Origin of the sequence: Aquimarina sp. Aq107 (assembly GCF_943733665.1) — a bacterium.
Lineage (GTDB): Bacteria > Bacteroidota > Bacteroidia > Flavobacteriales > Flavobacteriaceae > Aquimarina.
This window is the reverse complement of sequence record NZ_OX030782.1, coordinates 1,047,358-1,073,330: the sequence shown is the minus strand read 5'-3', so window position 1 is coordinate 1,073,330 and position 25,973 is coordinate 1,047,358. Positions and strand designations below refer to the sequence as shown.

At 33.4% G+C, this 25,973-nt stretch carries 23 protein-coding genes and 3 tRNA genes; 11 read left to right on the top strand and 15 right to left on the bottom strand.

What is annotated here, in order from left to right; all coding sequences use genetic code 11:
* The first annotated feature begins 41 nt into the window (after positions 1 to 41).
* Together NMK29_RS04340 and NMK29_RS04335 are read left to right on the top strand one after the other, a co-directional pair.
* A complete protein-coding gene (locus NMK29_RS04340; protein WP_108801738.1) occupies positions 42 to 3,029 on the top strand; it encodes an amidohydrolase family protein in 2,988 nt (995 codons plus the stop codon).
* Between the two features lie 14 nt (positions 3,030 to 3,043).
* Positions 3,044 to 4,336: an amidohydrolase family protein gene (locus NMK29_RS04335; RefSeq protein WP_108801737.1), complete on the top strand. Its 1,293-nt coding sequence runs from the start codon at positions 3,044 to 3,046 to the stop codon at positions 4,334 to 4,336.
* A 54-nt stretch (positions 4,337 to 4,390) separates the two neighbouring features.
* Here the strand turns inward: NMK29_RS04335 and NMK29_RS04330 are convergent, their stop codons facing one another.
* The 10 genes from NMK29_RS04330 to tgt all read right to left on the bottom strand — a co-directional run bounded on the left by NMK29_RS04330 (position 4,391) and on the right by tgt (position 15,327).
* A complete protein-coding gene (locus NMK29_RS04330; protein WP_108801736.1) occupies positions 4,391 to 4,708 on the bottom strand; it encodes a hypothetical protein in 318 nt (105 codons plus the stop codon).
* A gap of 121 nt (positions 4,709 to 4,829) precedes the next feature.
* Positions 4,830 to 5,951, bottom strand: coding sequence for an alanine--glyoxylate aminotransferase family protein (locus tag NMK29_RS04325; protein WP_108801735.1), 1,122 nt, complete (start codon positions 5,949 to 5,951; stop codon positions 4,830 to 4,832).
* 294 nt (positions 5,952 to 6,245) lie between these two features.
* Positions 6,246 to 7,049, bottom strand: a complete 804-nt coding sequence (locus tag NMK29_RS04320; RefSeq protein ID WP_108801734.1) for a DUF6503 family protein — start codon at positions 7,047 to 7,049, stop codon at positions 6,246 to 6,248.
* 72 nt (positions 7,050 to 7,121) lie between these two features.
* A complete protein-coding gene (locus tag NMK29_RS04315) occupies positions 7,122 to 8,114 on the bottom strand; it encodes a DKNYY domain-containing protein (RefSeq protein ID WP_159092072.1) in 993 nt (330 codons plus the stop codon).
* Positions 8,115 to 8,212: 98 nt separating this feature from the next.
* Entirely contained in the window at positions 8,213 to 9,475 is a 1,263-nt protein-coding gene (locus NMK29_RS04310; RefSeq protein ID WP_199915018.1) for an asparagine synthetase B, read from the bottom strand.
* A 1-nt stretch (position 9,476) separates the two neighbouring features.
* On the bottom strand, positions 9,477 to 11,024 hold the full coding sequence (dnaB, locus tag NMK29_RS04305; RefSeq protein WP_027395616.1) for a replicative DNA helicase: 1,548 nt from the start codon (positions 11,022 to 11,024) through the stop codon (positions 9,477 to 9,479).
* Positions 11,025 to 11,192: 168 nt separating this feature from the next.
* Positions 11,193 to 12,146 carry an acetyl-CoA carboxylase carboxyltransferase subunit alpha gene (locus NMK29_RS04300; protein ID WP_027395615.1) on the bottom strand — a complete coding sequence of 318 codons (954 nt, stop codon included), beginning with the start codon at positions 12,144 to 12,146 and terminating at the stop codon, positions 11,193 to 11,195.
* Between the two features lie 71 nt (positions 12,147 to 12,217).
* Complete coding sequence (locus tag NMK29_RS04295) at positions 12,218 to 13,132, bottom strand: DMT family transporter (RefSeq protein ID WP_108801732.1); 915 nt, start codon at positions 13,130 to 13,132, stop codon at positions 12,218 to 12,220.
* Positions 13,119 to 14,195: an LptF/LptG family permease gene (locus NMK29_RS04290; protein WP_027395613.1), complete on the bottom strand. Its 1,077-nt coding sequence runs from the start codon at positions 14,193 to 14,195 to the stop codon at positions 13,119 to 13,121. The genes NMK29_RS04295 and NMK29_RS04290 overlap by 14 nt, the downstream gene beginning before the upstream one ends.
* Position 14,196: 1 nt before the next feature.
* Positions 14,197 to 15,327: a tRNA guanosine(34) transglycosylase Tgt gene (gene tgt / locus NMK29_RS04285; protein WP_108801731.1), complete on the bottom strand. Its 1,131-nt coding sequence runs from the start codon at positions 15,325 to 15,327 to the stop codon at positions 14,197 to 14,199.
* 177 nt (positions 15,328 to 15,504) lie between these two features.
* Here tgt and NMK29_RS04280 point away from each other — a divergent pair, with 177 nt between their 5' ends.
* From NMK29_RS04280 to NMK29_RS04270, 3 genes are all read left to right on the top strand, one after another.
* Positions 15,505 to 16,350: a transketolase gene (locus NMK29_RS04280; RefSeq protein ID WP_108801730.1), complete on the top strand. Its 846-nt coding sequence runs from the start codon at positions 15,505 to 15,507 to the stop codon at positions 16,348 to 16,350.
* A gap of 54 nt (positions 16,351 to 16,404) precedes the next feature.
* On the top strand, positions 16,405 to 17,358 hold the full coding sequence (locus NMK29_RS04275; protein ID WP_108801729.1) for a transketolase family protein: 954 nt from the start codon (positions 16,405 to 16,407) through the stop codon (positions 17,356 to 17,358).
* A 171-nt stretch (positions 17,359 to 17,529) separates the two neighbouring features.
* Complete coding sequence (locus NMK29_RS04270; protein ID WP_027395609.1) at positions 17,530 to 18,147, top strand: porin family protein; 618 nt, start codon at positions 17,530 to 17,532, stop codon at positions 18,145 to 18,147.
* 57 nt (positions 18,148 to 18,204) lie between these two features.
* On the opposite strand, the gene NMK29_RS04265 is transcribed toward NMK29_RS04270, so the two are convergent.
* Positions 18,205 to 19,410, bottom strand: coding sequence for an FKBP-type peptidyl-prolyl cis-trans isomerase (locus tag NMK29_RS04265; protein ID WP_108801728.1), 1,206 nt, complete (start codon positions 19,408 to 19,410; stop codon positions 18,205 to 18,207).
* A gap of 91 nt (positions 19,411 to 19,501) precedes the next feature.
* Here NMK29_RS04265 and NMK29_RS04260 point away from each other — a divergent pair, with 91 nt between their 5' ends.
* From NMK29_RS04260 to NMK29_RS04250, 3 genes are read left to right on the top strand one after another with little or no spacing between them, the layout of a single operon-like run.
* Positions 19,502 to 19,891: an RNA-binding S4 domain-containing protein gene (locus NMK29_RS04260; protein WP_108801727.1), complete on the top strand. Its 390-nt coding sequence runs from the start codon at positions 19,502 to 19,504 to the stop codon at positions 19,889 to 19,891.
* On the top strand, positions 19,888 to 20,469 hold the full coding sequence (locus NMK29_RS04255) for a methyltransferase domain-containing protein (protein ID WP_108801726.1): 582 nt from the start codon (positions 19,888 to 19,890) through the stop codon (positions 20,467 to 20,469). Before NMK29_RS04260 ends, NMK29_RS04255 begins: the two co-directional genes overlap by 4 nt.
* 22 nt (positions 20,470 to 20,491) lie before the next feature.
* Entirely contained in the window at positions 20,492 to 20,992 is a 501-nt protein-coding gene (locus tag NMK29_RS04250) for a phosphoribosyltransferase family protein (protein WP_108801725.1), read from the top strand.
* On the opposite strand, the gene NMK29_RS04245 is transcribed toward NMK29_RS04250, so the two are convergent.
* Positions 20,984 to 21,505 (bottom strand): shikimate kinase, encoded by a 522-nt coding sequence (locus tag NMK29_RS04245; protein WP_108801724.1) that lies wholly within the window; start codon positions 21,503 to 21,505, stop codon positions 20,984 to 20,986. The genes NMK29_RS04250 and NMK29_RS04245 overlap by 9 nt on opposite strands.
* A 134-nt stretch (positions 21,506 to 21,639) precedes the next feature.
* Between NMK29_RS04245 and NMK29_RS04240 the strand changes: the two genes are divergently transcribed.
* From NMK29_RS04240 to NMK29_RS04230, 3 genes are all read left to right on the top strand, one after another.
* Positions 21,640 to 21,712, top strand: a tRNA-Lys gene (locus NMK29_RS04240).
* 80 nt (positions 21,713 to 21,792) lie between these two features.
* Positions 21,793 to 21,865: transfer RNA gene (locus NMK29_RS04235), tRNA-Lys, on the top strand.
* A gap of 69 nt (positions 21,866 to 21,934) precedes the next feature.
* A tRNA-Leu gene (locus tag NMK29_RS04230) sits at positions 21,935 to 22,018 on the top strand.
* Between the two features lie 44 nt (positions 22,019 to 22,062).
* On the opposite strand, the gene NMK29_RS04225 is transcribed toward NMK29_RS04230, so the two are convergent.
* The 3 genes from NMK29_RS04225 to NMK29_RS04215 form a co-directional block, all read right to left on the bottom strand.
* On the bottom strand, positions 22,063 to 23,151 hold the full coding sequence (locus tag NMK29_RS04225; RefSeq protein WP_108801723.1) for an imelysin family protein: 1,089 nt from the start codon (positions 23,149 to 23,151) through the stop codon (positions 22,063 to 22,065).
* A gap of 19 nt (positions 23,152 to 23,170) precedes the next feature.
* Entirely contained in the window at positions 23,171 to 24,565 is a 1,395-nt protein-coding gene (locus NMK29_RS04220; protein ID WP_108801722.1) for a di-heme oxidoredictase family protein, read from the bottom strand.
* Positions 24,566 to 24,640: 75 nt separating this feature from the next.
* On the bottom strand, positions 24,641 to 25,864 hold the full coding sequence (locus tag NMK29_RS04215) for an imelysin family protein (RefSeq protein ID WP_108801721.1): 1,224 nt from the start codon (positions 25,862 to 25,864) through the stop codon (positions 24,641 to 24,643).
* Positions 25,865 to 25,973 lie beyond the last annotated feature (109 nt).

Sequence of the window (25,973 nt, the reverse complement as noted above, 5' to 3'; positions counted from 1 at the left end):
AAGTTATCTTTAAAACCAATTCATTTTTTACACTAACTCTTATGAAAAAACTATTTTTATCACTTGCTGTGATATTTATGGGATTTAATTTTTATGCTCAAGAATATTTCCCAAAAAATGACGGTGTTAAGACGTCTAATTCTAATTATACAGTTTTTACGAATGCTGTCATTCACACATCTCCAGGAACAGAAATTAATAATGGCACATTAATTATACAAAAAGGTAAAATTCAACAAGTAGGTACTGGATTATCAATTCCCAAAAATAGTATTGTAATTGATCTGCAAGGGAAACACGTATATGCTTCCTTCATTGATCCTTTTACTAGCTTTGGAATTAAAAAACCTAAAAGACAAGGAGGTTCTTTTAGAAGTAATCCTCAATATGATGCATCTAGAGAAGGATATTATTGGAATGATCATATCCGCCCAGAAACAAACTCTTTAGACGATTTTACTTATGACAAGAAAAAAGCTGATGAATTTATAAAGGCAGGATTTGGAACTTTAAACACCCATATGCCTGATGGAATTATAAGGGGAACTGGTTTACTAGTGGCTCTTAATAACGATGGCACCAAGGGTGATCGATTATTAAGTGATGCATCTTCTCAATTGCTTTCTTTTTCTAAAAGTAATAAAAGCAAACAAATGTATCCAACATCATTAATGGGATCCATGGCGCTCTTGAGACAGGTATATCTAGATGCTAAGTGGTATACAACTAATAATACTGATTATAAGGATCTATCTATTGAAGCTTTAAATAAAAACAAAAGCTTACCTCAAATTTTTGAAGCAGGAAGTAGAATTAATGGTTTTAGAGCTGATAAAGTAGGTGACGAATTTAATATTCAATACATCATTGTTGGCGGTGGAGATGAATATGCTAGAATTGATAAGGTAAAAGCTACTAATGCCCAATATATTATCCCGCTTGATTTTCCTGAAGCTTATGATGTTTCGGATCCATATATGGCTAACCTAGTAAGTCTTGGTGATATGCGTCATTGGAACCAAGCACCTACCAACCCATCTGTTTTAGCTAAAAATGGAGTGAGATTTTCACTAACCACTCATAAATTAAAAAAGATTTCGGATCTCAATACAAGAATTGAAAAAGCAATCAAGCATGGACTAGATAAAGAAACGGCATTAGAAGCATTGACCACAGTTCCTGCTCAGATCTTAGGAAAAAGTGATGTACTAGGAACTCTTAAAAAAGGGGCATATGCTAATTTTTTAATTACTAGTCAAGAGTTATTTTCCAAGGATAATATTATCTATGAAAATTGGGTACAGGGACATAAGAACATTGTTAATGATATGAATACCACAGATATCAACGGTGCATATGAACTAACACTTGCCGGAAAAACGTATGATGTATCCATTTCAGGAAAACCTGCTAAACCAAAGGCAGAAGTGAAACTTGGAGAAACTAAATTAGGAAGTAAAATCACATACACTAATGATTGGGTATCCCTTACTTTTACAGACGCTGATACTACAAAAACTCAATATACTAGAATAGTAACTGCAATTAATAAAAATCCTAAATTTTGGAGCGGAAAGGCGATTTTGCCAAACGGATCAGAGACAACTTTTACGGCAAAACAAAAGTCAAAAAATGCTGCTAAAAAAGATGGAAAAAAATCTGAAGACAAAAAGGAGACCCCAAAGGTACTGCCTGTAACCTATCCAAATATCGCCTACGGAAATAGTACACTTCCTAAATCTGAAAACATATTGTTCAAAAATGCTACTGTATGGACAAATGAAGTTGATGGAATTCTGACCGAAACCGATGTCTTAATTAAAAATGGAAAAATTGCCGGGATCGGAAAAAATCTAAATGCAGGAAATGCTAAAATTGTAGACGCTACCGGAAAACATTTAACCAGTGGTATTATTGATGAACATTCTCATATAGCAGCAGCAGCAATTAATGAAGCTGGTCATAATTCAACCGCAGAAGTAACGATAGAAGATGTGGTTTCACCGGATGACATTAATATGTATAGAAATCTTGCTGGTGGAGTAACTTCTATCCAAATATTACACGGATCGGCTAACCCTATTGGTGGTAGATCAGCAATCCTAAAATTAAAATGGGGAGAAAGTGCAGAAAACCTTATTTACAAAAACGCTCCTAAGTTTATCAAATTTGCCTTGGGTGAAAATGTAAAACAAAGTAATTGGGGGGATGCAGAAAGAATACGTTTTCCTCAGACCCGTATGGGTGTAGAACAATTATATGTGGATTATTTTACACGTGCTAAGCGATATGAAAAGCTAAAAAATAGTGGGAAATCATATCGAAAGGATATAGAAATGGAAACATTAGTCGAGATTCTTAATGGTAAGCGTTTTATAAGTTGTCACTCCTATGTACAAAGTGAAATTAACATGTTAATGAAAGTGGCAGAAAAATTCAATTTTAGAATCAACACCTTTACTCACATTCTTGAAGGATATAAGGTTGCAGATAAAATGGCTAAACATGGCGTAGCTGGATCTACTTTTTCAGACTGGTGGGCTTATAAATATGAAGTAAATGATGCCATTCCTTATAACGCTACCATTATGTATAATCAAGGAGTACTTGTTGCTATTAATAGTGATGATGGTGAGATGTCTAGAAGATTAAATCAAGAGGCTGCAAAGTCTGTAAAATATGGAGGAGTTAGTGAAGAAGAAGCTTGGAAATTTGTTACTCTAAACCCAGCAAAAATGTTACACATTGATGATCGCGTAGGGAGTATTAAAATAGGAAAAGATGCAGATGTTGTTTTATGGACAGATCACCCTCTTTCTATCTACGCTAAAGCAGAAAAAACATTGATTGATGGAGCTACTTATTTTGATTTAGAAAAAGACAAAGCTATGCGAAAATCAATTGCCGATGAGCGTAATGAATTGTCTACAATGCTACTAAAGGCTAAAAACAGTGGTTTAAAAACGCAACCACCTAAGAAAAAGGAAAAACAACATTTTCACTGCGATACTGTAGAACACATTCACTAAACACTAATTAAAAAATGAAAAATTTATCATATATAATGTTGTTGCTAATAATTGCATTTGGAAATGCAACAGCACAACAAACCCCAGCAAAACCCCAAACGGAAGCGATTACTATTACAGGAGCAATCGCACATATAGGTAATGGAGAAGTGATTCCTAATAGTATTATCATTTTTGAAAATGGAAAGATCACTAATGTAGGAACCAAAGGCAGTGTTGCTAGCAAAGGAAAAGTAATTGATGCCACTGGAAAACATGTATACCCAGGATTTATAGCACCAAATTCTACCTTAGGATTGGTAGAAATAGGTGCAGTAAGAGCTACTGATGATGATAGTGAGATTGGAGGTTTTAATCCACACATCCGAAGTATTATAGCATACAACGCAGAGAGTAAGATTGTAGAAAGTATGCGCCCTAATGGTGTCTTGATTGCTCAAACTACACCTCGTGGCGGATGGATTTCTGGGACTTCTTCAATTGTACAATTAGACGCTTGGAATTGGGAAGATGCAGCCATCAAAACTGATGATGGAATTCATCTAAATTGGCCTAACCCTTTTACCAGAGGTAGATGGTGGTTAGGAGAAGATCCCGGATTTAAGCCTAATAAAAAATACCAAGAACAAATAACTGCTCTAGCAGATTATATGAATCAAGCTAAAGCTACTGCGCAATCGAACACCAGTAGAGAAAATTTACCTCATTTAGCAATGCAAAAAGTTTTTGATGGTACGCAGACCCTATTTGTTCATGTAGGAGCAGAAAAAGCTATTTTGGATGTATTGCGTTTTGCTAAAGAACAACAACTTAAAAAAGTAGTATTAGTAGGAGCTGATGAAGCTTACAAAGTAGCCGAACAGCTTAAACAACAAAACATTCCTGTACTTCTTACAAGAACACACTCTACACCAAATTATGAAGATGATGATTATGATTTGCCATATAAAAATGCAAAGTTGTTGATAGATGCTGGGATATTGGTTGGGTTACAAAACAGTGGTCAAATGGAACGAGCTAATGCCCGTAACCTGCCTTTCCAAGCGGGAACAGTTGCTGCTCATGGTCTAGATAAAGAAAAGGCTGTACAGCTAATTACAGGTAATAGTGCTAAAATTTTAGGCATTGATGATATGGTAGGCACCTTAGAAGTCGGTAAAGATGCTACTTTATTTATAAGTATTGGAGATGCTTTAGATATGCGAACCAATCAGTTAGAAAAAGCCTTTATCCAAGGAAGAGATATCAGCCTAGAAAGTCACCAAACAAAACTATGGAAACGATATAGTAGTAAATATGAGAAATAAAACTTATTTATTTCTTTGTAAAAAAAGAGGCACTTTTTAAAGTGCCTCTTTTTTTTAAATTCCTAATTTACTCATTTGATGTTTACTTTTATATTTAAGTGCGACTGTAACCCTGACAGATTCATATATTTCGTCCTCTCCTCTTGATCTCCAGAACGCTTTTACACCTTCTTTTACTAACCAAGACATTGATGGAGTATACGTAGGTCTTGGAACTAAATGCATTGCCGCAGAGGCCTCTAATGCTTCCGCGTACATTTCCGCCGCCAAATCTCCTAATTGATCTGTAACATTGTGTTCTGAGATTGTATTTCTAGGATAAAAAAAGTTTAAGATTTCCACGACCATTTGGTCATTGCTAATATCACTCATTGAATAAGGTTTTAAGAGATTAAAAAACTTGTTGATTAATTTATTTACACAAAAGTCAAAAATTTCAATCTTAAATCAAACCCTGTTTTCAGTGAAATTCAATGCCTTATATTCTAGTATATTAACTTTTAAATTCTTCAATATCCTCTAATGCACTAATCAACATATTTACATGATTGAGTGTACAACTCTCTCCCATAATACCTATTCTCCATATCTTTCCTGCAAAATCACCTAATCCTCCCCCTACTTCGATATTATATTTAGTCAATAACTTTTTACGTAATATTGCCTCATCATTTCCTTCTGGTAAAAAAACGGCATTTAGATTAGGTAATCGATATTGCTCTTCGACTAAATAACTAAACCCTAAGGATTCCAGTTTTGTTTTTAAAACCTCGTGTACTTGTTGATGTCTTTTCCATCTATTTTCTAAACCTTCCTCTAATACGATTCTTAGGGATTCTCTTAAAGCATACACCGAAGAGACTGGAGCAGTGTGATGATATGCACGTTTAGCTCCACCCCAGTAGTTTTTAACCAAACTTAAATCTAAAAACCAACTTTGCACCTTTGTTTTTCTATTCTCTAGTGCTTTTAGTGCATTATCAGAAAAACTTACAGGTGATAAACCTGGAGGAGCACTTAAATTCTTTTGCGTACCAGTATATATTGCATCTATATTCCAATCATCCACTTTTAGTTCCATGCCACAATAAGAAGTTACAGCATCTACCATCAATAATCCACCAGCGTTATGAACCAGGTCACTAATTTCTTTTAAAGGTTGTAACGCTCCAGTAGAAGTTTCTGCATGTACAAGTGCCACTAATTTTGGTTTTTTGCAAACACCCAAGGCCTTTTTTATATCTTCTGGAGTGATCACTGTTCCCCAAGCTACCGCTACTTTATGAACTTTGGCACCACATCTTTCGGCAATATCTGCCATTCTGCCACCAAAAACTCCATTGATACAAATAATGGCTTCATCTCCAGGTTCTAATAAATTAACCAAACAAGTTTCCATACCAGCACTACCGGGAGCAGAAACTACAAAAGTCATATGATTTTTAGTCATAAAAGTATCTTGTACCATCGTTTTAACCTCATCCATAATGGTTACAAATTCTGGATCTAAATGTCCAATTAATGGTGTGGACATTGCTTTAAGTACTCTAGGATGCGCATCTGATGGTCCTGGTCCCATCAAAACCCTATTACTCGTTGTTAATTCTTTATACATAAAATTAATTTTGTGTGTTACTATATCGTTTTCGTAAATAGAATTAGATAAAGGATATAAAATTAATTAATTCTAAAAATGCACTTCAATAGACTTTAAGGTATTCTTATTAAAAAGTGTACTACTTGTGATTTTTCGCAATAAACAAAAAGTATTCTCTTATGAGATTATCAAATATTAAAAATTATGCTTGTATTTTTATCAAAAAAAAATTCGCTTTCTCAAAAAACAAATAGCTCTGTTAGTTTCCAACTAACAGAGCTATTTTTAATATACTATAATTTACAAGTAGATCTATTCTACCTCTTTCGGCTTACTAAATATAGAAGCATCCATTTTTTCTTTACTTGCAGAGGCATTTACAAAGTTTCTTTCACTTTTAACTTCTCCCACAATTCCATCTTCATAAGATCTCCATTTTAAGGTTTTTGGCAACAATAAACCATCAATATCATTCCAATCTGAGTATTCAATAAGACTAATTTTCTGACTACTTTCTTTACTAAAAAATGTAACTGTATATCCTAAGAATTTCATTTGATATGATTCTGAATCATAATACACAAAGTAATTATCCTTCGGTGAATCACCTATAGCTTCTCCATAAGATATTTTATAACCAGGATACGAAGCCTCTCCTACTTTCAAATCTTCTACTTTTTCATAAGAAATACCATCATCTCCTAATACGAAAGGCATTGCATAAAAATAGAACATCAAGTTATGATAAAAACGTGGATTCCCTTTAAAATAAGTCGAATCTTGTTCAATCCATGCCTCTTCTCCATCAAAACCTAATCGAAACTTATCCGTTTCTATACGTGCATGTCTAGTTTTAAGATCTGTAGTGTGCTTCTCATTACCTTCTGGTTTCGAAAGTTCAAAAATCAATGTATTCTGGGTATCAAACGCTTGGATACCGCCATGAGCTTTAAAAACTGCTGCAATATCTTTTGGAAAGTTTTCTGATCTATCAGGAATAACTTCTTCTACTTTTTCTTCGACTACAACTTCTTTTTCTTCTTTTTCTTCCTTAGGTGCTTCTTTACAAGAAAATAAAACACTAAGTATTAGTGTGAATAGAGTTATTTTTTTCATTTTTTGAGTGTAAGGTTATTATTTAAGAATTCAATAGTCGTCTTTTTATAACAACCTTACAAAAATCAAAAATTACTTTTTGCTTTTTACAATTTTTCCTATTTCATATCTATGATTCTTATCAGAAAAAGTATAGGAACTCGTATTATATTTAAAGGTATTGGTATCTGCGCCTTCAATCACCTTACCAAGAAAATAAACAGCATTCTTATCCTTGGTATATCCAGCCTCTATTTCTTTAAAAGTTGCTATATCTACATTTTCTATGATGCTACTTTGATAATATATCTGGTCATCTATTTTAATAAGACCCTTATCTTCAAAAAAACCGATTTCATTACTATTTTTGAAAGGTATTGCTACTACTTTATCAAATCTTTCCGAATTTTTATATCCTACATAAAAATATACATTCGTATTATCACGAATATAGTAGTTCGTTAAAGAAACAATTTCAGCGATATTAGCTTCTTCAATCTTACGCGGAGGGTTTCCATAAGAATAATAATACACTCCTTTTTGATCTTTACAAAAGTGACTATTGATCTCATCAAAAGATGCAACATCTAGGGAATCATTTCTTTTATAATTTTGATATACAAAATTCTTGTCTTTAGCAAAATCGAAACTTATCTGAGTAAAAGTTTTTGCATCTGCTCCTTCTAGAATTTTTAGTGCTTTTATATCTTTTGTACCTATATGATAATAATTATCGTTTAATTCATATACGTGATTTTTATCTATAGGTGTATACCCTAACAGCACTTCGAATGATGCAAGATCTATTTCATTATTAATTGCTCTTGATTTAAAATAAGCTTGATCTTTATCTTTAGCATAATCCCTTGCTAGCACCTGAAATGTTTGCATATCAACTTCCATTTCATCTTTTCCTAATTCAAACCAATTACCCATTGGACTATAAATAATGCCTTCTTTATCTCTTGTATAATAATAAGAATCGGATAACTCTTTATTTACTTCTTTTCCAAAAGGGTTAAAAAAACGATACAATCCATAAATACACAAGGCACCTATTGATATAAATAAAATAACAACTATCATTATGATTTTTTTTACCATAGGATCAAAACTACAAAATGTTCAATACTCAAATCACCCTATAAACAGTGATTTAACTCATAGAAACAAAATCAAAACAATCAAGTTTTCTGTTTTTTCTTTTTGGCAGCAGGAAAGAGAACATTGTTAAGAATCAAACGATATCCAGGAGAGTTAGGATGCAATTCTAGCTCAGTTTTTGGATCTCCTACTCTATGCTGATAATCTTCTGGATCATGACCTCCATAAAAGGTAAAGAAACCTTTTCCTTTAATTCCATGAATATATCTAGCTTCGTTATTAGTTCTATTTTCTCCAAGAACTAATACATTAGATTTAATTTCAGTAGGGTCATATGCCGTGGTCTGCCCCATAAATCCTTTTACCAATGCGGTATGGTTTTGACAAAGCATTGTTGGAATCGGATCCCATTTCGCAGAAAAATCCATTAGCGTAAAGTAATCTGTAGTTTTAGAAATACGACGTTTTCTAGTCATATCTATAGAAGAAAACTCATATACATTTGGACTACGTTCGAGCGTAAAATCTTTAAACGCAAATGTTTTATTATAATCAATTTTAGACTGATAACCAGGCTCACTTGGATCTCCATCAAACATTGGTTCACAAATATCCACTCCTTCTGCAGCCAGCGCTATTTCGAAACTATCCGTAGCACTGCACATAGCGAACATAAATCCTCCTCCTACTACATAATCTCTTATTTTAAGTGCTACGCCAAGTTTTTCTTGAGAAACCTTTTCATACCCTAATTCAAATGCTAATTTCTCTGCATTCGCCTTTTCTTGTATATACCAAGGTGCAGCTCGATAAGATGCATAAAACTTACCATATTGCCCAGTAAAATCTTCGTGATGTAAGTGCAACCAATCGTATAAAATTAGATTATCTTCTAAAACTTCTTTATCATATACAGTCTCGTACGGAATTTCGGCAAACGTTAAAACCATCGTTACCGCATCATCCCAAGGTTGATTTCCTTTCGGAGAATATACCGCTATTTTAGGTGCTTTTTCTAAAATAACAGCTTCCATATTTTTAGAAGGACTACTTATATCCTCTAAAATTTCTTCTGTTTTAGCATTGCTCAGAACTTCATAAGAAACCCCACGAATCGTACATTCCTTTTTAATATCATCCGTATCAGGTAATAAAAAAGAACCACCTCTATAATTAAGTAGCCATTTAACTTTTAAATCTTTGCTAAGTGTCCAATACGTAATTCCATAGGCTTTTAAATGGTTTTGCTGACCTTCGGCATCCATAGGAATTAACACATACGAAGCGTATGATTGAAAAGTAAAGAAAAATAATAATGCATAAATTAAAAATTTACACTTCATTTTAGAAAGGAACGTCATCATCATCATTAGAGTCATTTATGCTACTCCCAAAGGCTTCATCGGCACTAGGAAGATGACTTGTACTAAAAGGATCATCTTCTTCTTTACCATCATTCATCTTAGAATGAAACTCAAAAGGAGTACTAAAGTCATCTAAGTTATCAAATTTACCTAAGTGACCAATAAATTTTAACCTAATATTTTCTAAACCACCATTACGGTGTTTGGCAACAATAAACTCTCCTTGTCCCTGAGTAGGTGATCTTTCTTCATCATCCCACTCATCTATCTTATAATATTCTGGTCTAAATATAAATGCTACAATATCGGCATCCTGCTCAATCGCTCCAGATTCCCTCAAATCACTCAATAGTGGTCTCTTACTACCTCCACGAGTTTCTACAGCACGTGATAACTGTGATAATGCAATAACAGGAATATTCAATTCTTTTGCTAATGCCTTAAGGTTACGAGAAATTGTCGAAATCTCTTGTTCACGGTTTCCATTCTTACCACTACCACCTGCTGTCATTAATTGTAAATAATCTATAACAATCATTCTTATACCATGCTGAGAAGAAAGACGTCTTGCTTTTGCTCGTAAATCAAAAATGGAAAGAGAAGGAGTATCATCTATAAAAAGAGGAGCTTTCTCTAAGTCTTTTACTTTTACATTAAGTTGTTCCCATTCGTGTTTTTCTAACTTACCAGTACGTAATTTCTCCGAAGAAAGACCCGTTTCTGAAGATATTAAACGTGTAATCAGCTGTACTGATGACATCTCTAATGAGAAGAATGCAACAGGAATATTAGCTCCAACTGCCATATTTCTAGCCATAGATAATGTCAAAGCAGTTTTACCCATACCAGGACGTGCTGCAACAATAATCAAGTCACTTGGTTGCCAACCAGAGGTCAGCTTATCTAATTTATCAAAACCAGAAGGAACTCCACTCATTCCTTCTTTATTCGATATTTCCTGAATTTTTTTCTTTGCTTGAATTACTAAACTTTGAGCCGTCTCTGTGGATCTTTTTATATTTCCTTGAGTTACCTCATATAATCTAGATTCTGCCATGTCCAAAAGATCAAAGACATCTGCGGTCTCATCGTATGATTCTTCTATAATCTCATTCGATATTTTTATCAGACTACGTTGTATATATTTCTGCAAAATTATACGAGCATGAAACTCGATATGTGCTGAAGATGCTACCTTTTGGGTAAGTTGAATTAGATAAAATTCCCCACCTGCTAATTCTAGTTTTGCATCTTTCTTAAGTTGACTCGAAACCGTTAATAAGTCAATCGGCTCTGAGTTTTCGAACAACTTATATATAGCGTCAAAAATATATTTATGAGATTCTTTGTAGAAAACATCGGGATTAAGGATATCGATAATTTCATCGACTCCTTTTTTATCTATCATCATCGCTCCAAGCACAACTTCTTCTAAATCAGTTGCTTGAGGAGGTATTTTTCCTTTTTCCAGCGAAATTACGTTCCCCCGACCATAATTAGATTGCTGAGCTTGCTGTACTTTTTCCATAACCACGAATGTAAAAAAATTGTAAAGAGATGGACCTTATACAAAGGTAATCAATGTCCACCAGTCTTCAACAAATGAACTGTTGATAACTTAATTATATTGTTAATAAGCATAAAAAAATCCGAAGTCAAAAACTTCAGATTTTTGTGTCAAGTGATTTATTAGGGGTTAGCCTTTGAAGACCCCCATATTTGCATATTTATCCATACGCTTTTCTACCAATTCTTCTGGTGATAAGTTTTTCATCTCTTCAAAAGATGACAAAATTTTGTCTCGAACAGCTTTAAATGTTTTTTCACGATCACTATGAGCCCCACCAAGTGGTTCTCTTACGATTTCATCCACAACTTTAAGTTTAGCACTATCTTTTGCAGTTAATTTCAATGCTTCGGCAGCAATTTCCTTTTGCTCCCAACTTCTCCATAATATAGAAGAACAGTTCTCAGGAGAAATTACGGAGTACCAAGAATTTTCTAGCATCAATACTTTATCTCCTACTCCTATTCCTAATGCACCTCCACTTGCACCTTCACCGATAATTATAACAGTAATAGGAACTTTAAGGCGTGTCATTTCTAGGATATTTCTAGCAATAGCTTCTCCTTGTCCTCTTTCCTCAGCTTCTAAACCGGGATATGCTCCTGGAGTATCAACAAAACAAACTACAGGAATATTGAATTTCTCAGCGCTTTTCATCAAACGAAGCGCTTTTCTATATCCCTCAGGATTAGCCATCCCAAAATTTCTATATTGTCTTGTCTTTGTATTGTATCCTTTTTGTTGACCAATGAACATAAAACTTTGATCACCAATTTTACCTAAACCTCCAATCATCGCTTTGTCATCTTTAACATTACGATCTCCATGTAATTCTAAGAAAGAATCTCCACATATAGCATTTATATAATCTAATGTATATGGCCTAGATGGATGTCTAGATAATTGTACTCGCTGCCAAGCAGTCAAGTTCTTATAAATCTCCTTTTTAGTCTCATTTAACTTTTTTTCAATTTGCTTACAGGTATCCGTGACATCAACATCACTTTCTGCTCCTATAGCGCAAGCTTTTTCAAATTGTTCTTCGAGTTCTTTTATGGGGAGTTCAAATTCTAAATATTCCATATCAAGAATATATTTTGTTTTTTTAACTAGGGTTAGCAGACAAATATAAAACAATACTTGTTAAACTAGTATTAAGACCTTTGTCTTTTTATTTTTTTAATATTTTTAAATATACCATTCAACACTACTGTGCTAAGTATAATAAGGGCTCCGTAATAAAATCCTGGGTTCATTTTTTCTGAATCTCCAAAAATTAAAAATGCTAATACAATTCCATAAACAGGCTCTAAATTTATCGTTAACATTACTGTATAAGGACTTAAGTATTTCATAACCTGAACTGAACCTATAAAAGCATAAGCCGTGCAAAATGAAGCAAGTATTATTAAAAATATCCAATCCGAGGTTGATAACTGAAAGAAACCAATTGTAAAACCTTCATTTTCTGCTCCTAAAAAAGACATTCCTATCAAGTAAATTGTCACAAAACCCACTCCAGTTAATAATTCATAAAAAGAAATCATTGAAGGAGAATATTGTTGAGCGATCTTACCATTAATTAATGAAAAAACAGATGATAAAAAAGCTGAACATAGTGCATATACAATTCCTAAAAAATAATCACCTTCTACATTAAAAATAATATAAAGACCTACAATTACCATCAAACCAAATACAACCTCATACCAAATAAGTTTTCGCTTATAAAAAATAGGTTCTAAAATCGAAGTGAAAAATGCACCTGTAGACAAAATAGCAAGCGTTATAGAAACGTTAGAAACTTTTATTGCCGCAAAAAAAGTAATCCAATGTAATGCAATAATCCCACCAGCAATACATAATGTAAACAAAAGCTTCTTAGATACCTTTAAAGAAATTTTTCTAACGAGAATATAAAGGTAAATAAATCCTGAAGCCATCAACATCCTATACCATACTAAAGGTAGTGCTTCAATAGAGATTAGCTCTCCAAGTATTGCAGTAAACCCCCATATAAATACTATAAAATGAAAATGAAGATAATTCTGGAGTTTAACGTTTGGCATTGTAAAGAAGATAAATTGCTAATATCCCAAAAGAAAAATTAGGAAACCACACTGCCACTAAAGGTGGAAAATCAGATTGATTGGCCAACGTACCTAAAACTTTATCAAAAAAGATAAAAACGAAGGCTAAAGAGATACCGACAGCTAGATTTATACCCATTCCTCCTCTTCTTTTCATAGAAGAAACTGCTACACCTATAACGGTAAGTATAAATGCTGAAACAGGAATACTCCATCTCTTATAAGCTACCACTTTATATCTGTTTATATCTGAAGAACCTCTTTTACTTTCCTTTTCTATAAACTTACTTAATTCCATATAATTTAGTGTCTCTGCTACATAAGTCACAGGAGTAAACTCATCTATATCAAAAGGTAAAATCGTGTCTTTTTTCCTTGCTTTCTCTATGATATCTCTGTCTTCTAAAACTGTACGTTTCACAAAGTCTCTTAATTCATAAATACTATCTTTCTCTATAAAGGTTATCGTTCTAGCTGAAATTTTTGTAACTAATTTATTTCCATCGAAATATTCCAATGTGAAATTTGTCGCCTTTTTCTTAAGTGGTTTAAAATCACTCGCATATAAAAAGATACTATCATTTAATTGACGGTATACATTTCTGGTTTCTTGAACTTTCTTCCCCTTTTTTAAGTAGGTATATTTAAACTCATTAAATCCCTGACTTGCTTTAGGTGCTAAAAATAACCCCATTGCAAGAGCTCCTACACAAATTAAAATCGCTCCAATCATATACGGTCTAAGAAATCTCCAAAATGAAACACCTGAGCTTAAAAAGGCTATAATTTCTGTCTTATTAGCTAATTTAGAAGTAAACCAAATCACAGAAAGAAATACAAATAATGGAAATAGTAAATTTGCAAAGTAGATGGTAAAATCCAAATAATAAGAAACAACGGCTCCAAAGGGCGCTTCATGCTCTAATATATTATCTATTTTCTCAGAAAGATCAACGATAATTCCTATTGGAATAAACATGAGAATCATTGCGAAAAAAGTTCCTAAATAACGTTTAAGTATATACCAGTCTAATATTTTCAAATTACAATCTTTTATCCATTTGTTTTACCATCATATTTTTCCAAGAATAAAAATCTCCGGCTAAGATATGTTTTCTCGCTTCACGAACCAACCATAAATAAAAACCTAAATTATGGATCGTCGCTATCTGTCTTCCTAGCATTTCATTTACCGAAAAAAGGTGCTTTAGATATGCTTTAGAATATTCTGTATCCACATAAGTAATAGCCATTTCATCAATAGGAGAAAAGTCATCTTCCCATTTTTTATTCTTAATATTTATAGTTCCATGTGCTGTAAATAACATTCCATTTCTTCCATTTCTAGTTGGCATTACACAATCAAACATATCAATACCTAATGCAATATTTTCTAAAATATTAATTGGTGTACCCACACCCATCAAATATCTAGGTTTATCCTCTGGCAATATTTCTGTCACTACTTCAGTCATTGCATACATCTCTTCTGCTGGTTCTCCTACTGACAAACCTCCGATTGCATTTCCTTCTGCTCCCGCATTAGCAATATATTCTGCAGACTGTCTTCTTAGATCTTTATAAGTACTTCCTTGTACTATTGGAAAAAAAGTCTGATCATATCCATATTTAACTGGAACTTTTTCGAGATGTTGCATACATCTATCTAACCACCTGTGAGTCATATGCATACTTCTCTTTGCATATCCGTAATCACAAGGGTATGGAGTACATTCATCAAAAGCCATGATGATATCTGCACCAATTGTACGTTGAATCTCCATTACATTTTCTGGTGTAAACACGTGATATGATCCATCAATATGAGACTTAAACTTCACACCTTCTTCCTTAATCTTACGATTTGCGGATAGAGAATATACTTGATAACCTCCACTATCTGTAAGAATATTTCTATCCCAATTCATAAATTTATGTAACCCACCTGCTTTTTCTAAAATTGGTGTTTGCGGTCTTAGATATAAATGATAAGTGTTTCCTAATATAATATCAGGATTAATATCATTTTTCAACTCTCTTTGATGTACACCTTTTACAGTTGCTACAGTACCAACAGGCATAAAAATTGGAGTTTCAATAACTCCATGATCAGTTGTTACTTTTCCGGCTCTGGCCTTACTCTGAGGGTCCGTAGATAATAGGTCGAATTGCATAATTTTTATTTCGTAGAGCGCAAAGATAACTAACTAAAACTACTTTAATAAAGTCTAGTTTCCGAAAACTTTTCGTTATTAACAATGGTATCTTAATTAAAAGGTGTAAAGACATTTTGCCACGGTAATCAAAACCTGTATTTTTGCGCCTTAATCATTAAGCCAATTAGCATAGCAATGCCAAAAACACAACAATTAGAAGATTTTGTAACTCAAGTTCGTAGAGATATTCTACGACAGGTTCACAAAGTAAACTCAGGGCATCCAGGTGGTTCTCTAGGGTGCACGGAATTTTTTGTAGCTCTTTATCAAGAAATTTTGGAAAGAAAAGATGGTTTCGATATGGACGGAAAAGAAGAAGACCTTTTCTTCTTATCTAACGGACATATTTCTCCGGTTTTTTACAGTGTATTAGCAAGAAGCGGATATTTTCCTGTAGAAGAATTAAATACATTTAGACTAATTAACAGTAGACTTCAAGGACACCCAACGACTCACGAAGGTCTTCCTGGTATTAGAATTGCTTCTGGATCTCTTGGTCAAGGAATGTCTGTAGCTATTGGTGCTGCGCAAGCAAAAAAACTGAATAATGATAACCATATTGTATACAGTCTTCATGGAGACGGAGAATTACAAGAAGGTCAGATTTGGGAAGCAGCTATGTATGCATCCGGAAAAAAAGTAGATAATCTTATTTCTACAATAGATCTTAATGGTCAACAAATCGATGGATCCACTGATGATGTATTATCATTAGGTAGTCTTAGAGCTAAATTCGAAGCTTTTGGTTGGGATGTTATGGAAATCAAAGAAGGAAATAATATTACAGCTGTAATAGAAGGATTACAGGAAGCTAAAAGCAGAACTGGAAAAGGTAAACCAGTTTGTGTATTAATGCATACTATAATGGGTAATGGAGTAGATTTTATGATGCACACTCATGCTTGGCACGGTAAAGCTCCAAATGATGAGCAATTAGAAATAGGTTTAGCACAAAATCCTGAGACTTTAGGAGACTATTAAGGCATACATAAAAGAGGTTTCTGTGAAAACAGAAATGACTTAAAAAAAATATTCATGAAAAAATATATAGATACAGGAAAAAAAGATACTCGTTCTGGTTTTGGAGCAGGTCTTGAAGTACTTGGAAAAACAAATGAGAATGTTGTAGCACTTTGTGCTGATCTTATCGGTTCTCTAAAAATGGATGCATTTATTGCGAACAATCCAGATCGTTTTTTTCAAATAGGAATTGCCGAAGCTAATATGATGGGAATCGCAGCTGGGTTAACTATTGGTGGTAAAATACCTTTTACTGGAACTTTTGCTAATTTTTCTACTGGTCGAGTTTATGATCAAATTCGTCAATCCATTGCCTACAGTGGTAAAAATGTAAAAATCTGTGCTTCTCATGCAGGTTTGACACTTGGAGAAGATGGTGCAACACATCAAATTTTAGAAGATATTGGGTTAATGAAAATGTTACCAGGTATGGTAGTAATTAACCCTTGTGATTATAATCAAACCAAAGCTGCTACAATTGCAATTGCTGATTATGAAGGTCCAGTTTACTTGCGTTTTGGAAGACCAAAGGTTGCAAACTTTACTCCAGAAGATCAAAAATTCGAAATAGGAAAAGCTCTTCACTTACAGGATGGTACTGATGTTACTATTGTAGCTACAGGTCACCTAGTATGGGAAGCATTACAAGCTACTGCAGCATTACAAGAAAAAGGAATTAGTGCAGAAGTGATTAATATACATACCATAAAACCACTTGATAATGAAGCTATCTTAAACTCCGTTAAAAAGACTGGTTGTATTGTTACGGCAGAAGAGCATAACTTCTTAGGAGGTTTGGGAGAAAGTGTATCTAGAGTATTAACTCAAAATCACCCTGTACCACAAGAATTCATTGCTACTAATGACACATTTGGAGAAAGTGGAACTCCTGATCAACTTATGGAAAAATATGGATTAAATGCTGATGCTATCATAAATGCGGCGGAAAAAGTTATCAAAAGAAAATAACATCAGTATTATATTATTTATCAAAGTATATTTTAAAAGTCTTCTGTTTTTACAGAGGACTTTTTTATTAACTATTAGAATAATCCCACCCTATTTTCGTTATAAAAGAAACACTGACCACAACCAAAAATTACAATTAATTATTTATTCATCTTTTAAAACTCATTTAAAATGAAAAACGTAGTAGTGTTTTTAATTCTTTTTAGCTCTTGTGCAATCATATCACAAGAAAAAGGAATAAACTTTGGTGTAAAAGCTGGTCTGAATTATGGGGACAATGGCAAAATAGAGTTTAGTGATGTAACCAATGCTGGTGACAATTTACTTTCTGAGAATGCTGATGATCGTGTAGGATATCATATCGGAGTATTTTTAAGAGGAGATATCACTGACAACTTTTATCTTAAACCAGAATTACAGTATACACAAAACAGTAGTTCTTATTCATTTGATAATCGAAAATTAAATTACAATGTAAAGAAACTAGATCTACCTATTTTAGCAGGGATCTATTTATTAGGCCCTTTACACGTATTTGGAGGACCTTCTTTACAATATATTGTAGATAATGATCTAGAAGATGTTCGACTAAGTGAAGTTAAAAATGAATTCACTGTAGGAGTTCAATTTGGAGTTGGATTACAGATAAGACGACTGAATATAGATCTTAGATATGAAAGAGGAATTACCGAAAACCAGGCTCAAACTATTGATGCAAATACAGGACAAACAATTAGAGTTGATTCTAGACCTAATCAATTTATTCTAAGTTTAGCATTGGACTTATAATTTTATTAAAAAAAGTATAAAAAAACTCCGGTAAAATTACCGGAGTTTTTTTATAAATTAATCATCTCTAGATGCTGTATCATCTGTATCGAGATAGTTTGGAATTCCATCTCCATCAGTATCATCATTTGTTGGATCTCCATCTCCAATGTCATTTGTTGGATCTCCATCTCCATCTCTATCTACAGTTAAATCTGTATCTGGCTCTAAATCTTCATCTATTGTTAATGTTCCATCACCATCATCATCTGGATCTAAATAATCAGGAAAACCATTACCATCTGTATCATCATCTGTATCAAAAACCAACCTATCTCCATCAATATCTTCTAAATATGAAGGAACTCCATCATTGTCGTGATCTGCTTCTACACTTCCATACAATTGAACACTAAATATTAAAGGTGCATATTGCGGGATTCCATTTTGCGGTTCTGCAAAATACCCTAAACCAGATGGCATAAAAACTGTAAAATTACCAAAATCCATATTGTAACTAACAGTACCATCGCCATTCTCTATAAAACCTGATGCCCCTTTGAAATCTACTACTGCTTCTCTAAAACCTTCTACAACGTTTACTAAATCAAACCATACTGGAGTTACTGCGCTATCAAACACTCTTCTCCTAGGGTTATTATTATCTACAGGATCATTTTCATCTATAACACCATCACCATCAGAATCTGAAGAAGTTGGATTATTATCAATATCACTATCATCAGCAATACCATCACCGTCACTATCTGTTTTAGTAACAGAATCATCTACCGTATCAGGTTCTCCATCTCCATCTGCGTCTACATCACCATCATTAGGAATACCATCTCCATCATCATCTTCATAATCATAAAAAACCTCTCCTGTATAAGTTACAAATGTAGAATCCGCGAACTGCGTTTGGCGTTCAGTAGCTACTCCATTATTATATTTAAGCATGTATAATGTATACGAAACCTCTGTATCCATATTGGTAACTGTCTTAGTTTCCAAAAGTCCAGAATCCCAAATAGAAGTTTGGCCACTATTAACTCCTGCTATAGTATCAAATTGTACAGTTTGGAAATCAGGGTTTGCATCATTATCTACCAACGTAAAAAAATGCGTTTTTAGATAATCTTGTATTATTGGATCTTCATCAGCCTGTTGTTCTGCTTCATCTCTTGGCGGAACACTAATAATACCATCATCGTCATCGTTATTACAGGCATATAAGGCTGCCACAACAACACCTGCGGCAAAAATATATCTTCTTACATTCATCTGATTGCTTTTTTGAAGGCGCAAGATACAATTTTCTTGTACTTTTGCTCAACTATTATTATAGATAAAACGCATTTTTTAATCATTTTTTATGCGAGTTGATAAATATTTATGGTGTATCAGATATTTCAAGACGCGTAGCATTGCTACCAAAGCTTGTAAAGAAGGTAAAGTAAGAGTGAATGGCGATATTATAAAACCATCACGAGAAATCTACCCAACTGATAAAATTACAGTTCGAAAAAACCAGGTTAACTATGAACTTGTTGTTCTGGACACACCAAAAAGTCGACTTGGCGCTAAGCTAGTCGACATATATCGTAAAGACGTTACTCCTACAGAAACGTTGCAAAAACTAGATCTTTTAAAATATTCTAAAGAATATTACAGAAAAAAAGGTGCTGGTAGACCTACCAAGAAAGATCGAAGAGATATTGATGATTGGTTTGAAGAACCTTCTAATAACGATAGTGAGGAATGAAATTAGATTCAAAATTTTGGAATAACAAATATAGTTCAAATCAAACCGGATGGGACATAGGATATGCATCTCCTCCAATTATTTCATACTTTGATCAGTTAGAAGATAAAAGCTTAAAAATATTAATTCCTGGATGTGGAAATGCATATGAGGCTATTTATTTATTTCGAAATGGTTTTAAAAACATCTACATATTAGATTTTGTAAAAGATACTCTTGATAATTTTAAAATAAAATTTCCGGATTTTCCTGTATCGCAAATACTATATAAAGATTTTTTTGAACTAGAAGATCAATTCGATATTGTCGTAGAACAAACATTCTTCTGCGCAATTCATCCAGACCAAAGAAAGCAATATCTTGCTAAGATGAAATCAATTTTAAAACCAAATGGAAAATTAGTTGGTCTTTTCTTCAATATCGAATTTGAAAAATCCGGCCCTCCATTTGGAGGTACTAAAAATCAGTATTTGGAGTTATTTTCACAATATTTCAGAATTAACACATTAGAAAAGTGTTATAATTCCATTCTACCACGCAAGGATAACGAACTCTTTTTTATCTTTGAGGTCAATTGAAAAAATATAACTACAGTTACGAATGCAAACCGAAGACAATATCATCCTTACTCACGAACAAATACAACATAAGATTAAGCGTATAGCGTATCAAATCTATGAAACTAATGTAAATGAAAAAGAAATTGTTATTGCTGGTATTGCAAGTAATGGTTATATTTTTGCTCAACGCCTAAAAGCAATATTAGAAGAGGTTTCTGATATTAATATTACATTATGTGAAGTAACTATGGATAAATCTTCTCCGCAAGACACTGTTAAAACCTCCATTTCTGCTTCAGATTATAAAAACAAATCACTTGTCCTTGCAGATGATGTACTTAATTCTGGTACTGCTTTGGTATATGGTGTAAAACATTTTTTAGACGTGCCATTAATACGGTTTAAGACAGCTGTTCTTGTTAACCGAAATCATAAAAAATACCCGATAAAAGCAGATTTCAAAGGAATTTCACTTTCTACATCACTACATGAGCATGTGAATGTAACTTTTGGAGAAAATGATCTAGCTATACTAGAATAAAACATTTTGCATTTCCTTGACAACTTCTTGAATAGTCTTGTTATCAGTAGAAATAACATACTCCGCTTGATTATAATAAAAAGAACGCTCGAAGAGATGTTTACGAACAAAGTCTTTAAGATCATCCCTAGATGATATATGAGCTATTAAAGGACGTTTTTCTTTCTCTAGATATAATCTATCCACTAATTCTTCTAAAGAAGTTTTCAGGTACACACTTTTAGCGTTTTCATCTCCTTTAATGATCTCAAGGTTTCCCGCAAAACAAGGAGTTCCTCCTCCTAAAGAAATAATATGATTATTTTTCGTTTTTAAGACTTGTTTTAGGTACTCATTTTCTTTTTTTCTAAAATATATTTCACCGTTATCCTCAAAAATTTGACCTATTGATTTTTTTTCTTGATTTTCTATAAAATCATCAAGATCGATGCATTCCATTTTTAATTCAGAAGCTAAATCCCTGCCAATAGAGGACTTACCGCAACCCATATATCCTAATAAAATAATATTCATAAAGTAAAAATTAGGTAATTTATGCCTAAAAAAAAGGGCATTTAAAATAAAACGTAAATTTATATTAAATTCTTCTTGAAAAATAAATTATTGATAGTATATTTGCACCCGCATTCAAGGAAAAAAGAATGTATGACCGGGTAGCTCAGTTGGTAGAGCATCTCCCTTTTAAGGAGAGGGTCCTGGGTTCGAGCCCCAGCCCGGTCACAAATACTGAATAATTTTGAAGTATTATTGATTATTTATTCTGCAGTTCTTTAAAATATATGATAATTTAATTTATCAATGACCGGGTAGCTCAGTTGGTAGAGCATCTCCCTTTTAAGGAGAGGGTCCTGGGTTCGAGCCCCAGCCCGGTCACTAAAAAGTATCGCAATTCCCCTGTGATACTTTTTTAGTTTTACGCTATATTGTAAAATAAATTGTATTGCCCAGGTGCTGGAATTGGTAGACAGGCATGGTTGAGGGCCATGTGTCCATTAGGGCGTGCGGGTTCGACTCCCGCTCTGGGCACTTTTTCTTCTTTATCGTATTAGATTCCGGTAAGCTTACAAAAACTAATCTCCATCATTATCTGTAGAAGTAATGATTATAGATAGAACACTTCTTACATCAACACTAAATAAAATCCCTAGTTCTTCTAGTTTTTTATGTAGATCTGCAACTTCATTTGGATTCTCTGTTATCGACTGAAACAACGGCCCTGGAATAGCATTAATTGAATTATAAACTTCATCTATCTTATTTTTAATTGCATTATTAAGCTCATCATTTCTAATTACAGAAAAAACATAATCGGAAATACCTATCCCATTCGGATTAAAATAAATTTCTTCTATACTTAATATATTAGCTTTTAATATATCTAGAGAAGAATTACTAAAATACGCTTGTGTTAATTCTGGATTTGTGTTTTCTGAATTCTCTAAGCCCGCGGGTTTTCCAATTTTTGTAACCTTTCCGGTATCGATAACATTAAACAAACCATTATAAAGTTTGTTAAAGGAGCCTTCTATACCAGTTGCCTGACTATTTGCAAATACATTCGCATAATTGTCTCCAGATTCTTGCCATACATTTAGCAATCGATTTGCCTGAGTTTTTAACTCTAAAGCAATTAATCTTAAATAATTCTGTCTATTTACAGAAACCAAAAACTCTTGATTCGTAGTACTCAAAGAGTCTTTATAAATTAAATACTCTAGCCCTGAAAGTGTTTTTGCTTGAGGGCTAATGGACATTATAAAACTTTCATTAATCTCATCATTATTAGCAATAAAACTTTCTATTGTATTAGGCAAAGTTGGCCAATTATAAAGTGATTGGTGAAAGAATTGATCTCTTACATCTCCAATATTAAATGCATAAATAGAAGCATAAGTTAATGCTGTAGATTTCCATTGATTTCTGACATCTAACAAATTATCTTCATTCATTTCCCCCAGATATGCTTCAACAGCATCGCTAAGAGACTCTGATTGGTCTTGAAATTCATTAACTGAAACAATAACATTATTTATAGTAACCTCTTCTAAAAGAGCTCTAACATCGAAATTATTGGTGTTTTCCGAAGATTCATCTTCATTACAAGAAACTACACTTATAACAAATAGTAAAATTGTAATTTTTAGTTTTTTTAATTTCATAATAATTATCTTAATCTGATTACAATGAATTTATAAAGTCAATTAACTGCGCTCTTTCTTCTTCTTCCAGGTTTGTAAAACCTTGTTTACTCTCTTCCCCTTCTCCTCCATGCCAAAGTATAGCTTCTTCTATATTTCTGGCCCTTCCATCGTGTAATAAAAATGTATGATCATTGACTGTACTAATTAAACCAATTCCCCAAAGTGGTTGAGTTCGCCATTCTTGTCCATTAGCCATAAAATCTGATCTATTATCAGCTAACGCTTCTCCCATATCGTGTAACAAGAAGTCAGAATAAGGCTTGATTGTTATGCCTCCTAATAATGGGCTAAAAGGAAAATTTGCAGTTTTTTGATTAATCGCATGACACCCTACACAATTTAACTCTTCAAAGATTTTTTTTCCTTTAAGCACCGATTCATCTTTAAAATTTCTTCTATTAGGTACAGCTAGATTTGCTTGGTAGAATTGTACGCGTTCTAATTGAGTATCCGTTACCTCAGGCACACCACCATTTGGAGCCTCTATACAATCTAATTGTGGAGATGGGCAATTATTTTCTGGAAACATTGATGTAGTCAATCCCATATCGCCATGAAAAGCAGAAGTTATCTGCTGTTTTAATGTTGGAGAATTTGCTTTCCAACCATATTTTCCCAGTTGCAGGCTATTGGCATCAAAATCCCAGACATAATTAGCCTTACCCGATATCCCATCATTATTAGCATCAAATTCGTCAGCAAACTTAGTAATCTCAGTATCCGGTAATGCACTTATAAACCCTAAACCAATAGTCTGTTGAGCTACTCTAGGAGACATTGATACATTATTCAACACTCCAAATTGTTCTTCTACAATCGTGTATATTGGTTTCTGCAGTTCATATGAAGTACCATCAGCGTAATTTCCTGTGATTATTTCATAACTAACTGTAATTTTTGCTTCAAAAGGAATACCATTGTTTGCTCTATCTTGAATTTGAGTTCCATATTCTGGAACCGGATTTGCAAAACCAAAAGCATCCTGTCCTGGCAGACTAACACGCATTAAAAACCCTCTGGAAGTAGCTCCATTTTCTATTGGATGACCTCTACCATCTTTAAAATGACATGTAGCGCAAGCACGAGCATTAAATGTAGGTCCTAATCCATCTCGTGCTGTTGTTGATGCTGGAGAAGAAACCCAAGATTGATTAAAAAGTGAATTCCCTGTTGCAAATCTAGCTTGATCTTGAAAAGACAACCCTTCAATTTCAAAACCGAAAGCATTACTACTCGTAGAATTTACTCCAAGTGATCCGGTTAAAAACTCTTCTCCTTCCTCATACAAGATATCTACAATATCAACATAATCATCATCACTAGAACAGCTTACAGTCAACAAAACACTTAACAGCAAAAAAAACTTTTTCATTCTTAAAATATAAAAACCAACAAGTCCTAAATATTACATTTAGGACTTATTAGTTATAGTTATTTCTCTATAAAATTAAAGACTAATCCCAATAATTGATGCAGATTCACTTATTACATCAGCCCATTCTTGTAAAGCTATAACACTCTGCAGTACAACACCAGGTGTTGCATCAGTAGTGTTTTCTTGTGTGATTAAAAAATCGAATGGTTGCGCATTATTAGCTACAGCATTTACTTTTTCCATAGCATTATCTGATGCTTCTTTTAATATTTGTGCCTGATTTTCATCAACTTGTTTTACTAAATCGTAAAATGAAGCTCCAGAAACAGTACCATACTGACCAAAAACCACATTGTAAACTCCTTGAGCATTGGCAAAAATATCTCTGTCGGTATTATCCGAAAAACACGAATGTTCATCCTCCTGACCAGAGTTGTCGATACCGTCAGTACTATCCAAAGGAGCAATAATTCTTTCTGAGCTTAACTCATCTCCTGCAATAAAGAATGCTCCGTTTATTAATTGCTTTAAAGCAGTATCTTCATCTAATGCTAAGAAAACTGTATTGTAAGTTCCTCCTGTATTCCAAGTATCTACTAATTTTTTAAGATCTTTTACCAATAAACTTGTTACTGCCGAAAGATACTCTCCTCTTCTATCAGCATTATCCGCTGTAGTGTAATCTGTAAACATTCTTAAACCAGCCTGATTTTCGCTAGGGATTGTATTATCCTGTCCCCATAATAAAAATTCTATAGCATGCCAACCTGTACTAATAGACTTATCACTATCTTCTTCATTTAAAGAAACAAGAGTAGCTTCATCAATAGTTATAGTTGTATTACTAATAATACTTGTATAATCACCCGCATAAGGCTCTGTTCCAGCCTCAATGTAATCTACATAACCTTCATCAATAGGCCATGCGTTTAACTGTCCTTCATTACCAATACCCCAAGGTGTAGCTGTCGTTTCATCGGTATCAATGGGTCCATTAGATTCTCTATATGCTTCTGTCTGTCCATATGCTTCTCGAACATTTAACCAAGCCGTTTTTGCTGCCTCAAAATTTACTTCTGAAGGTGTGTCTATAAATGCATTGATAGCAGTTTGCATTGTTACTGCTCCATTATAACTATCCAAATAGGATTGATATACTACGCTACTATAGTTTTCGATTACCGCTGCTTTTGTTACTTGAACTACTGTTGTCCCTCCATCATCATCGCTAGAACAAGAAAACATACTTGCTAAAATTGTCGTTGATAAAAATAGTTTAGTTAGTGAGTTTTTCATTACTTAATATTATTTAGACTAAATTTAAATAGAAAGCAAATATATACACAAGAATCAATAAAAAAAATTTATTTAGACTAAATACAAATAATTAGCTGTTAAAATTCAT